Origin of the sequence: Gordonia cholesterolivorans, assembly GCF_039531975.1 — a bacterium.
Classification (GTDB): domain Bacteria; phylum Actinomycetota; class Actinomycetes; order Mycobacteriales; family Mycobacteriaceae; genus Gordonia; species Gordonia sihwensis.
Genome location: NZ_BAAARB010000016.1, coordinates 83,117 through 93,645, shown reverse-complemented (window position 1 = coordinate 93,645; position 10,529 = coordinate 83,117). Strand labels below are relative to the sequence as shown.

Sequence of the window (10,529 nt, the reverse complement as noted above, 5' to 3'; positions counted from 1 at the left end):
CCAGAAAGGTGCTCCTTGCCCTGCTTGTGATTGTCGTTTCGCAACAACAATTATTGCAGCTCAGAGCACCTTTCTTCATGAAAACGGCAGGTCAGGCGAATTCAGCGATGAAAGCCCGAGGCTAGGTGAGCCGCCTCGATGATCTGTGGGACATCCATGCCGCAGTACGCGCACGCCGTTCCGTGATGCAGGAGAGTCAGCCTGCGGAGCTCCGGCTGATGGAGTCGTTGCCAGACGACGCGCTCCGCGTACCGACGTTCGGTCTCGCCTCCGAGCGCGATGGCCGTCTGCAGTTCGGGCTCGCTCGTGCCGTGATCCGAGAGGGCCGCCTCAGACTCGTCCAGGTCACGGGGAAGAATGTCGAGTTCGTCGCGTGGCGGCTCTTCTCGCAACCCGCCTCGGTTGGTCGTCTTCCCGTCACGGACGCCCTGATACTTTGCTGCCTGATCAGGACTCATATTCCGAACATCGACGAGCTTGCCCTTCAGTGCCCTGTAGACGTACTGCCAACCATCGCCGAAATCGACCGCAATGACCGGCCACCCGAAGTCGCCACCGTACTTCTCGGTGTGTTCTCGCAGATCGTCCTCGACGAGGTCTCTGCTCCGCCTGAGTGTTCCGGGCTCGGAACCGGACACCCGGCTGATGGCCTCTGGCTCCGATTTCGGTGCGCTGAAGTGCTCGTTGGTCTTCCACCAGCCGTACCTGATAACGCCAGTGTCTCTGCGGTCGAAGTCGTCCTTGTCGGTCATTCGACCAATCTATCGGCCCCCGAAAGCGGTGGTCTGTCCGACGATCTCACGACTCAGACGGTCCTGTGCTCCAACTCGCACCGTTAGTCGGCATGGACGCGACGTGATATGAACAGTGGCTTCGGAGGGGTACTGTCACACGTCCTCGATACCATTGTTGAGTGACGAAGCGTGCGTGGAAGCGACATGGACTGGCTGCGAGACTATCCGGCCGGATCTCCAATCGGATCCGGTCCAGCATTGCACGGCCGGAACCGGTCGATCAGCTGACACACTTTCCACGGCCCCGCAAGAAGCCTTCGAAGGGGTTTGGAGTTGACAGCACGGGCGACCCAGATGCAGGGGATACGCGGGTCGGGGACAGCGTTCCGCGGACCAGAGAGTCGGCAGACGCCTTCGATCGAGAGATTGAGCAGTACGACCTTGTTAAAGAGTCGATCACCGAGCGGATTCGCGACCTCGAGGCGAAGATGGACGATTGCCGCGACGGTGGAGACCTGCTGGTCGATTACAAGCGCTACGCCGCTCAGCATGCGCAGGCCAAGAGGCGACTCTCAGACCTAGCCGTCGGACGGGCACAGTACGTCGCTGACCGTGATCGTCTTATCGCCTGGGGTCCCACGGACGAACGAGTGGTCGCGGGCTCGATCGTTACAGTGAAGTATCTCAGTGGTGACATGGACACCTTCGTGCTGACGGAGCGGCCATTCGACACCGAGTACGATGTCGTCTCGTACCGGTCCCCTATGGGGTTGGCAGTGCGTCGTCGGAGGATCGGCGACCGCGTCTCGCTGCCCGCTGGCGCACCCCTGGTGGTGCACGATGTCCGGCCCGGCTTCCGAGGCGCACCAGCGGATGTCGGGCGCAAGCCCGAGGCGGTCGAGCCTCAAGGGGGCCGAGTGCGTCGACAACCACGTGCGTACCGGGACGGAGCCCTTGGAATGGCTCAAGAGACAGAGATGAAGTGATCGGAAGGACCGTGAAGGGCTCTACCGACGCCGATACGAGCCGCACGTCCGAACGATCAATGAGTACGTCGATGAACTGCGCTCTCAGCGAAGTGGGGCGTTCATTCCCTATGTTGCGCCGACCCACGGTGGCGTCAACGCGCGGCTGCTCACGCTGTACCAGGATCCCGGCCCGAAGACAGATCCCGCTAACCGGCACGGATCCGGGATGCTCTGCCTCGAAAATGCAGAATTCTCGGCTTCCTTCGCCACGGTTCCGACCCTTTCGGTCGTAGTCCTGAACGGAACCGTGGCGAAGCGGATCTGGCTCCTGCTGCTTCGGACTGATCCTGGCGTGGCAACAGGAGTCAAGTTGTTCTCAACCTTCCATCCGAGCCCGCGTGCGATCAACAGCGCACAGAGACCCGCCGATTGTCGATATGGTCAACGCCGACATCAGCGCCAAGTGTGACGCGGCTGGACGCTGGCTGCACGCGCTCAGCTGACCTTCTTGGCGAATCTGGGACCGCTGGCGTCGAACTGATCGCCCACGTGGAAACCGGCAGATGATCGGCTCACTGGCAACGGAATTATCCGCAATTCGGTCGGTGAGCGGAATGCTCAAACAACGGATAGCCGAACAGCAATGTTCGGTGTTCGTAGGTTCCGCGCGCCGACACCGAGATCGATCGCAAGGCGCGGCCCTTGCTGCTTCGTGGGGCGCAACATTATCTGTGTTGCCTACTCGCGCCCTAGTGATTGTCCTCGATGGAGGATTTGACAGTCCCGCACCGAGCGCCGGTGTGAGTAAAGTCCGACGAAAACGAGGTGGATGCTCTGCGGCACTTGGCAGCCTCGCTGCATGACGATCGGCCGCCCTTGACCCCCGTCCCACGGAGTCAATCGCGGGGCGGGGGTCGTGCACATGTGCGTCGCTGACGACTGGTCTACGCCGAGTTCGCGCTTCCGTCCTGCCCAGCCTTTCGTAAGACATCACGAAGACCGGGATAGAGTCCGGTGAGCGTCTACGGCTTCTTGGTTTTGTTGTAGAAGCGTTCGACGGTGTAGTTGTACTTGGTCCCGTTGATGCTGCCGCCGTACTTCTTCTGGTTCTCGCCGGTGCTACCGGACATCTTGCATGTCAGTTTCCAGTTGAAGTATGTGTCGCCCATCTTCTTCTTGTTGATCTGGAACGTATGCGTCGCCGACTTGCCGGAGGTGGCGCGTTTCTTGCCGTTCTCCGGGGTCCAGACGTAGAACTCCTTGATGCTGTCGCCCGGCGCGGAGCACGTTCCTTTGACGCTGAGGGTGAGGGGACCGGCAGAGATGCGGGCATCGGCTACTCCGGCTCCTGTGCCGAGACCCAGGCTGAGCGCAGCGGCGGCCCCGGCCAGTGCGACGGGGGTCAGGAACTTATTCATGGTTTCTCCTTCGAAATTCTTGCCGGTCGAGTGTCCTCGAACGCGGACCGAGTGCGACACGGTGTGGAGTGACGCTAACGGTCAACCGACTTGGAGTGCGGTTGCTGCGCAGGAGAATCCCTCATATTGAGGACCTGAGATCATCCGTTCCAGCGACAGCGTGAGACGGGCCGCTGAGTTCAGGCCACTCGCGCAGGCTGTGCACTTGGACGATCTCCGGTGGAAACGTGAGGTGCTCCGGGTCGCCGTGTCTGCGGTGTGAGATCTCATCGACGGGCGCCGATGAATGTCCGCGCAAATGGGACAGCCATCCGAGGCGGTCGGATATGACTCCGCGACGGGACGAACGGCAGGGCCACCGCGAGTTCGGCAGTATGGCCGGACGACCTTCGGCTGGAGTCCGACTCCATTCGCTGCGCCGCTGTCAGGGACGCAGGTCGCAGATCACCAGCGGGATGTCGCGGCTGGTGCGCTCCTGGTACTTCGCGTATCCGCGGTATGCGCGGACCACTTCGGGCCAGAGTTCGGCTTTCTCCTGCGGATCAGCCGTCCGTGCGTGGATCGGTATCCGATTTCCGTCGAGAGTGATCTCGGCGTCGGGCGTCGCCATGAGATTTCGATACCAGTCCGGGTCGCGATCGTCGCCGCCTTTCGACGCGACCAGAATCAGTCGATGGTCGTCGTGCACCGGGGTGGTGAGGTAGCAACTGCGGGGCAGGCCGGATTTCCTGCCGACGGTGTGGAGTTCGACCACCGGCATGCCGAACGGCCGGTCCAGCAGTCGGCCCCCGCTGACGGTCAGCACCAGGCGGTGGGCCCAGTTCATCAGTTTGGGCGCCCAGTCTCTGGTCAGGCGCGGGATCATCTGATCATCCCTCACTCGGTCAGTTCAGCGCGTCCCGGAGGAAGTCGATCGTCAGTTTCCGGGCGACGATGGCGGCCTTGGTGTCGCGCAGGCTGTCGAGCAGCAGGAAGTCGTGCACCATGCCCGCGACGCGGACGGAAGTGACGTCGACCCCGGCTTCACGCAGTTTGTTCGCGTACTGCTCGCCCTCGTCGCGCAACACGTCCGCCTCGTCGGTGATCACGAGTGTCGGCGGAAGTCCCTCGAGTTCGTCGAGACTCGCCTGGAGCGGTGACGCGTACTTCTCGGCGCGTTGTGCGGGGTCGGTGGTGTACGCGTCCCAGAACCACTTCATCCCGTCGCGCGTCAGGTAGTAGCCCTCGGCGAACTGCAGGTACGACGGGGTGTCGAAGTCGGCATTGGTGACCGGGTAGAGCAGCGCCTGTGCTTTGAGGTCGATTCCGCCGCGGTCCTTGTTCATCAGCGCGAACACCGCCGACATGCAGCCGCCGACGGACTCGCCGGTCACCGCGATCCGGCTGGTGTCCATGCCGTACGACGCGCCGTTCTCGAGAATCCATCGGCCGACGGCGTAGTTCTGTTCCACCTGGGTCGGGTAGCCGTGTTCGGGGGCGCGGTCGTACACCGGGAAGACTCCTGCGGCGCCCGCTCCGACGGTCAGTTCGCGGAACAGCCTGTCGTGGGTCTGATCGTCGCCGAAAACCCAGCCGGCACCGTGGATGTAGACCAGGACCGGCAGCGGCCCGGTCTCGCCGCGGCGCCGGATGATGCGCGTCCTCACTGTTCCCCACTCGCCCGCATCCACCTCGACCCACTCCTCGTCCACGTCGGGTCGCGGCACATCCGGGTTGGCCTGCAGGTCGGACAGGATCTTTCTGCCCTCTTCGGGCGGCACCTCGTAGATCCGGGGGTGCGGGTCGGTCGCGTCGGCCAACTCCTTGGCGGCGGGTTCGAGGACCGGGGTGATCGGCGGGGGCAGTTCGGACATGACAACTCCGTTCAGCGTGTCGGATGTTCTGGTGCGTGCCGGAGTCCACGATGTCGACATTGCTTACATGTGGACACCTGCGACGCTATCACCGTGGATGATCGAGCGGTAGACCTTCCGGCGAGGAGAATCGCCGACGTGCCCGACTCCGGATCGCGCGGGCTATCGGAGTGCTTCGTCGAGCGTGATGACCAGGACGGCCTCGCCGAGCGGGCGGCGCGTCAGCTTCGCCTTGATCGAACTCCATGCACCGACGACGACGGCCTGAACTCCGTACTTGGTGCGCAGGGCCCGCCGTGCCCGATCGAGTTCCGCCCCGCCGACGGTGATCGTCGCCCGGCCGGTCAGAGTGACAGCGTCGGGCCCGATCCGGCCGCGGACGTCGCATTCGGTGAGCTCTACCCGAGAATCATTGCGCAGCCGCTTGGCCTTCCCCGATTCGGGTGCGGTGACCACGCCGATCCGGCCGTCGTCGAGCGGGACCGTCCACACCGGGGTGGCCACGCGCTCACCCGACTTCCGGAAGGTCGCGACGGAGACGTAGCGGGAGCGGGCGGGATCGAATGCGTTCATGACGCGCCTTTCGTCGTTTCTTCGGTGGCGGGCTCGGGAGGTCGGACCGCTGTGCGTACGGGGTCATCGGGATGGCGGGTGAAGGCCGGCACGCGGTCGAACAACCGCGTCGCGGTGAGTCCGACGATCACGCTGACGGCGGTGAGGACGCCCAGATACACCCAGGCGTGACCGAGGCCCGAACCCGGACTCGAATCCAGATAGAGCATCGAGCGCAGACCGTCGACGATGGCTCGCATCGGTTCCACCGGCGCTATCGTCCGGAAGAAGGCGGGGGTCGCTTCCAGCGGGATCGCGCCTCCGGAGGACGTCATCGCCAGGGCCACGAAGAGGAAGGTGTTCACCAGCGGACCGAAGGAACCGAAGACGGCGAACACAGTGAGCGCACCGAGTCCGACCGCGATCAGCGCGGCGGTCGAGAACAGCCACAGGTCCAGCGGTCTGGCCATCGGCATGCCCAGGACCGGGCCCGCGATGAGCAGTACGGCGCCCGCGGTCGCCGGAGCCACGCCGATCATGACCAGCCATTTGGCGATCAGCGTGCGCATCCGAGACAGGTGTCGGTAGGGGTTACGGCGAACCCGCGGCCCGGTCTCCTGGGGTAGGAACCCGACGGCGGTGTCGATCAGCGGATGGATCGCCGAGGCACCGATGAACGCAACGATGATCAGCACGATCGCGAGATAGAAGACGCTGGTGCCGAGCCCAGTGTGGGACGGGAGAGGGTCGAGCGCAGCGGTGGAGATCGAGAACGGGGTGGCGAGCGCCGTGGCAGCCGCGACGTTCGGGGCAGAACCGGCCGACGCGAGGAGTTGCCTGCCGAAGGCGGTGCGCACGGCTTCGACCACCGGGGTCACGTTGCCGGTGAACAGGCCGGTGGTCATCGCGCCCGCCCGCGACGTGGTGTCGAGGTGGACGGTGGCGTTCGCGGGTTCGCCGGGCCCCGGCCCGGTCAGCGCCGCAAGCTGCGCGTCGAAGTCTGCGGGGATTCTGATGATGCCGACGATCGAGCCGTCGCGCATGCGGGCATCCGCTTCGTCACCCGGCAGCCGCTGCAGAGCGATCTTCTGCGGGTCGACGTGGCGTGCGATCTCGTCGGCCACGCGCCCTGCCGGGCTCTGCCCTCCGAGCTGGACAGTCTGCGGGGTGACGACCAGCGCCACGGGCAGGTCCTCGAGGTCGCCCTGGGGATCGAGGGTGCCGCCGAGATACACCGCGGGTATCGCGAAGCCCAACCCGATGACGAGCACGACGGCGGCGATCCAGGTCCGGGGATGCCAGAGGAAGCGCCGGGTCGCGGGCTCGCCGGTGACCCGCGTCGCGGGGACGTCCTGCGGGTGCGCGGGGTCGGTGGAACGGTTCTCGCTCACGGGCGGAACTCCTTGAGGTCATGGGTGATCGCATCGTTCGCTCACCACTGGATGAGCGGACGGATCAGGGGAGCAGGAGCACCTTGCCGACGGAGTCCTTGGACTCCAGCAGAGTCTGCCCCCGGTCGGCTTCGGAGAGGGGGAGAGTGGCGGAGATGACCGGTGCGATCAGCCCCTGCTCGACGAGCGGCCACTCGTCGGCGATCACGGCCGCGACGATGTCGGCCTTCGACCCCGGTCCGGTGAGCGGCCGGTTCCGCACGTTCAAGCCGATCACTCGTGCGCGTTTGCCGATCAGTGCGCCGACGTTCACCTCGCCGGTGAGCCCGCCCTGCATGCCGATGACGACGAGACGACCGCCGACACTCAGCGCGTCGATGTTTCGCGAGAGGTAGCTGCCGCCCATGATGTCGAGGATCACGTCGACCTGCCCGGAGAGTTCGGCGGCGAAGTCCTGTTCCCGGTAGTTGATGACGATGTCGGCACCGAGTTCGCGGGCACGCTCGGCCTTGCCCGCGGAGCCGACGGTGACCGCGACACGGGCGCCGATCGCCTTCGCGACCTGGATGGCGTGCGTGCCGATGCCGCTGCCGCCGCCGTGCACCAAGAACAGTTCTCCGGCCCGGAGCCCGGCGTCCATGACGATCGTCGACCAGACGGTACTGGCCACCTCGGGCAGTGCGGCCGCGTCGACGAGCGGCACCCCGGCGGGAACCGGCAGCAGTTGTGTTGCGGGGACGACGGCGTACTGGGCGTACCCGCCGCCGGCGATGAGGGCACACACCTCCTGGCCCACTGCCACGTCGCCCACTCCGGGCCCCAGCGCCGCGACCGTCCCCGAGACCTCCATGCCCATGATGTCGGTGATGCCCGGCGGCGGCGGATAGAGTCCCTGGCGCTGCATGAGGTCGGCTCGGTTGATGCCGGCGGCGGCGACGCGTACGAGGACCTCGCCCTCGGCGGGGATCGGAGTGGCGACACCGTCGAGCACGAGGTTCTTCTCGTCGTCGACGACGATGGCGCGCATGGTCTTCGGAATGTCGGTCATTTCAATGCCTTACCCGCGATGGCGGTGGCGACCGAGCGAGGCGCGAGCCGGGCTGCGACAGCACTGATCGCGTTGATCCGGCCGGAGACGATTCCGGCTCGGGGATGGGAACGGTCGAGTTCGGCCAGCGCGTTCGAGACCACCTGCGCGGGTGTCTGGAAGCGGCCGACCGCAGCGTCTTCGGTACCGACCACGTCGAAGAACTCCGTCCTCGTGGGTCCCGGGCTCAGGCACAGAACCCTGAGCCCGGAATCGCGCGACTCGTAGGCGAGCGCCTCGGTCAGCGAGAGGACATAGGCTTTAGACGCGCCGTACGCCGCCATCCCGGGGGTGGGCTGATGTGCGGCCGTGCTCGCGATGTTGATCAGTACGCCACGTCCGCTTGAGCGCAGGTGAGGCAGGAACTCCCGGGTGAGCGCCGTCAGCGTCGAGACATTCAGCGTGACCATGTCGGCCAGGGCAGTCGGGTCGTTCTCCGCGAACGCTCCCTTGATCCCGAAACCGGCGTTGTTGATCAACGAATCGATCGTGATTCCGCGCTCGGTGAGCGCGGCGCTCAGCGCCGGCGCCGCGTCGGACCGCAGCAGATCCATCGCGATGACAGTCGCTGTGATGCGGTGAGTGCGTTCGAGCCGTGCGGCCAACTCGCGGAGTCGTTCCTCACGACGTGCCACCAGCACCACGTTGGAGCCGCGGCGTGCGAGCTGTGCGGCGAACTCGGCGCCGAGGCCGGAACTCGCGCCGGTGATCAGTGTCGTCGTTCCCTGGTAGCGCACCGGATCTCGATGGTTGAATCCGCCGATCATGACCGGCCTCCCTTCGGCAGGCGGCGTGTTTCGTTCTGCGGTCGCACGGTGTGGTGAATGGTCATGGCCCGGCCGTTCAACGAACGGAGAAGGGGACAGGCATGTGCAGGGCCGCCTGCGCGGAGGTGTTCACGTCGAACTGGATCGTGCGGATCGGCTTGAGCGATCGCAGGTCGTCCGACAGTCGGCCCGTCCCGAGAGTCAGATCGAGCCCGCTCGGGAACCGTGCGCCGCCCGACCGGAGGACGTTGGTCTGATTCAACGTGGAATGCCAGGCGCCGTCGCGCTGGGTGTACGAGGTCAGGGTGGAGACCTTCTCGCCGCTCGCGTGGGTCTTCTGCTTCGGTGTGCGGGCGGAGAACTCGAGGTCGATCCCGCCGTCGCTGTTGGCGATCCGTGCGCTGGTGCGGGCGTCGTCGATGTCGACGTCGAGGTCGGTGACCCATTTCGGGAATCCGTAGCCGTCGTGGCCGCGGACCTGGGCGATCTCAGTGTTCACCGGGAGCGACAGCACGTAAGTGTGGAGATGATCGTCTCCGAGTGCGGCGATCACGTCGGCCAGGGCGGTCCGGCGACCACCGTTGCGGGCGGGGCGCACCGCCACGCCGACGGCCGCTTCGGTGTAGAAGTCGATGTCGCACACGTCGTAGCGGAACAGCATCAGGGATGCGACGCCGAGGCCGGGGGCGATTTCGAGAGGTGACAGCTGATCGGGGAGCCGCTTACGGATCGCGTTGCTCGGCGCGAGCATCGTGAGTCGGGCGGACGACATCGAGTAGTAGAAGTTCGGCGTACGCGTGGGACCGATGGGTGATTCGACCTGCGTCTTGGGGAGCGCACGGAAGAAGTCGACGCCGGGTACGCGCGGGTCGTCCGCGACCTCGTCGAGCGGGGTGTCCATGCGATAACGGTCGAACAAGCCTCCCCTGGGAACCGTGACGGTCCTGCCGCCCAGATCGACCTCGACGGTGTCTTCGGCTGGCGTGCTCATGCGGGTTCTCGCTTCCGTCGTCATGTATGCGTTGCTTACATGAGCATAGACCTCGACTGCGGCACTGTCCACGGGTCGCGCGAGTCGCGTCGGCGATACGGGTGAGGTGCGAGTTGGAAGGGGTTCCGGTCAGGCTTCGGTGCGGGCGCGGAGCGTCGCCGTGACGACCGACCGGACGGTCGACGAGACGAACTCGCTCGACGAGGAGTCGAGCTTGCCGTCGAGGAAGAGGAAGGCCAGGCCGTGGACCAGCGCCCAGGCGCCGGTCGCCACCGTTTCCGGCGTATCGGACGGCATGGTGCGCGTCACGATGTCGAGCAGGTAGGCGTTGATGGCTTCAACCGCGTCGACGCGTTCGGGGCTGTCGGCGTCGCACACTCCGCCGAACATGACGCGGAACAGTCCGGGACGGGTGATCGCGAATTGCACGTACGCCACAGCGATCTCGCCCAGGTCGGACGGGTCGCGCGGAGACGGGTGCGCGGCTTCCAGGGCTGCGGCCAGGTCCCGGTAACCGACGGCGGCCGCTGCGGAGAGAAGTGCGTTGCGGTCGGCGAAGTGCCGGTACGGTGCACCGGTGGAGACTCCCGCGCTTCGGGCGACGGCGCGCAGGGAGAGATCGGCCTCTGATCCGTTCTCGTCGAGCAGCTCGATCGCGGTGCGTACGAGCGTCGCAGGCAGGTCGCCGTGGTGATACGCCGAACGCGATTGCATACTCCAACGGTACCAAGCGGACAGTGTGTCTCGATCGGTGCGTCGGCTCCTCGC

At 65.6% G+C, this 10,529-nt stretch carries 11 protein-coding genes; 1 reads left to right on the top strand and 10 read right to left on the bottom strand.

Features of this window, described 5'->3' with window-relative positions:
• Nucleotides 1–101: 101 nt before the first annotated feature.
• Nucleotides 102–752: a hypothetical protein gene (locus tag ABFX36_RS14410; protein ID WP_346076919.1), complete on the bottom strand. Its 651-nt coding sequence runs from the start codon at nucleotides 750–752 to the stop codon at nucleotides 102–104.
• 161 nt (nucleotides 753–913) lie between these two features.
• Between ABFX36_RS14410 and ABFX36_RS14405 the strand changes: the two genes are divergently transcribed.
• Entirely contained in the window at nucleotides 914–1,720 is an 807-nt protein-coding gene (locus tag ABFX36_RS14405; RefSeq protein ID WP_278125806.1) for a GreA/GreB family elongation factor, read from the top strand.
• Nucleotides 1,721–2,724: 1,004 nt separating this feature from the next.
• Here ABFX36_RS14405 and ABFX36_RS14400 read toward each other — a convergent pair.
• From ABFX36_RS14400 to ABFX36_RS14360, 9 genes are all read right to left on the bottom strand, one after another.
• Nucleotides 2,725–3,120 (bottom strand): hypothetical protein, encoded by a 396-nt coding sequence (locus ABFX36_RS14400; protein WP_006897508.1) that lies wholly within the window; start codon nucleotides 3,118–3,120, stop codon nucleotides 2,725–2,727.
• A gap of 424 nt (nucleotides 3,121–3,544) precedes the next feature.
• Nucleotides 3,545–3,985, bottom strand: coding sequence for a nitroreductase family deazaflavin-dependent oxidoreductase (locus ABFX36_RS14395; RefSeq protein WP_278125809.1), 441 nt, complete (start codon nucleotides 3,983–3,985; stop codon nucleotides 3,545–3,547).
• 19 nt (nucleotides 3,986–4,004) lie between these two features.
• Nucleotides 4,005–4,973 (bottom strand): alpha/beta hydrolase, encoded by a 969-nt coding sequence (locus ABFX36_RS14390; protein ID WP_346076915.1) that lies wholly within the window; start codon nucleotides 4,971–4,973, stop codon nucleotides 4,005–4,007.
• 162 nt (nucleotides 4,974–5,135) lie between these two features.
• Entirely contained in the window at nucleotides 5,136–5,546 is a 411-nt protein-coding gene (locus tag ABFX36_RS14385) for a PPOX class F420-dependent oxidoreductase (RefSeq protein ID WP_278125813.1), read from the bottom strand.
• On the bottom strand, nucleotides 5,543–6,916 hold the full coding sequence (locus ABFX36_RS14380) for a YhgE/Pip domain-containing protein (protein ID WP_346076913.1): 1,374 nt from the start codon (nucleotides 6,914–6,916) through the stop codon (nucleotides 5,543–5,545). The genes ABFX36_RS14385 and ABFX36_RS14380 overlap by 4 nt, the downstream gene beginning before the upstream one ends.
• A 64-nt stretch (nucleotides 6,917–6,980) precedes the next feature.
• Nucleotides 6,981–7,943, bottom strand: a complete 963-nt coding sequence (locus ABFX36_RS14375; protein ID WP_346076925.1) for an NAD(P)H-quinone oxidoreductase — start codon at nucleotides 7,941–7,943, stop codon at nucleotides 6,981–6,983.
• Nucleotides 7,944–7,960: 17 nt separating this feature from the next.
• Complete coding sequence (locus ABFX36_RS14370; protein WP_346076911.1) at nucleotides 7,961–8,770, bottom strand: SDR family NAD(P)-dependent oxidoreductase; 810 nt, start codon at nucleotides 8,768–8,770, stop codon at nucleotides 7,961–7,963.
• 76 nt (nucleotides 8,771–8,846) lie between these two features.
• Nucleotides 8,847–9,761: an acetoacetate decarboxylase family protein gene (locus ABFX36_RS14365; protein ID WP_346076909.1), complete on the bottom strand. Its 915-nt coding sequence runs from the start codon at nucleotides 9,759–9,761 to the stop codon at nucleotides 8,847–8,849.
• Nucleotides 9,762–9,890: 129 nt separating this feature from the next.
• On the bottom strand, nucleotides 9,891–10,475 hold the full coding sequence (locus ABFX36_RS14360; RefSeq protein ID WP_346076907.1) for a TetR/AcrR family transcriptional regulator: 585 nt from the start codon (nucleotides 10,473–10,475) through the stop codon (nucleotides 9,891–9,893).
• Between the last annotated feature and the right edge of the window lie 54 nt (nucleotides 10,476–10,529).

Coding starts and splice junctions, on each gene's coding strand:
- ABFX36_RS14410 (WP_346076919.1), bottom strand. CDS start 752: ATGACCGACAAGGACGACTTCGACCGCAGAGACACTGGCGTTATCAGG.
- ABFX36_RS14400 (WP_006897508.1), bottom strand. CDS start 3,120: ATGAATAAGTTCCTGACCCCCGTCGCACTGGCCGGGGCCGCCGCTGCG.
- ABFX36_RS14395 (WP_278125809.1), bottom strand. CDS start 3,985: ATGATCCCGCGCCTGACCAGAGACTGGGCGCCCAAACTGATGAACTGG.
- ABFX36_RS14390 (WP_346076915.1), bottom strand. CDS start 4,973: ATGTCCGAACTGCCCCCGCCGATCACCCCGGTCCTCGAACCCGCCGCC.
- ABFX36_RS14385 (WP_278125813.1), bottom strand. CDS start 5,546: ATGAACGCATTCGATCCCGCCCGCTCCCGCTACGTCTCCGTCGCGACC.
- ABFX36_RS14375 (WP_346076925.1), bottom strand. CDS start 7,943: ATGCGCGCCATCGTCGTCGACGACGAGAAGAACCTCGTGCTCGACGGT.
- ABFX36_RS14370 (WP_346076911.1), bottom strand. CDS start 8,770: ATGATCGGCGGATTCAACCATCGAGATCCGGTGCGCTACCAGGGAACG.
- ABFX36_RS14365 (WP_346076909.1), bottom strand. CDS start 9,761: ATGAGCACGCCAGCCGAAGACACCGTCGAGGTCGATCTGGGCGGCAGG.
- ABFX36_RS14360 (WP_346076907.1), bottom strand. CDS start 10,475: ATGCAATCGCGTTCGGCGTATCACCACGGCGACCTGCCTGCGACGCTC.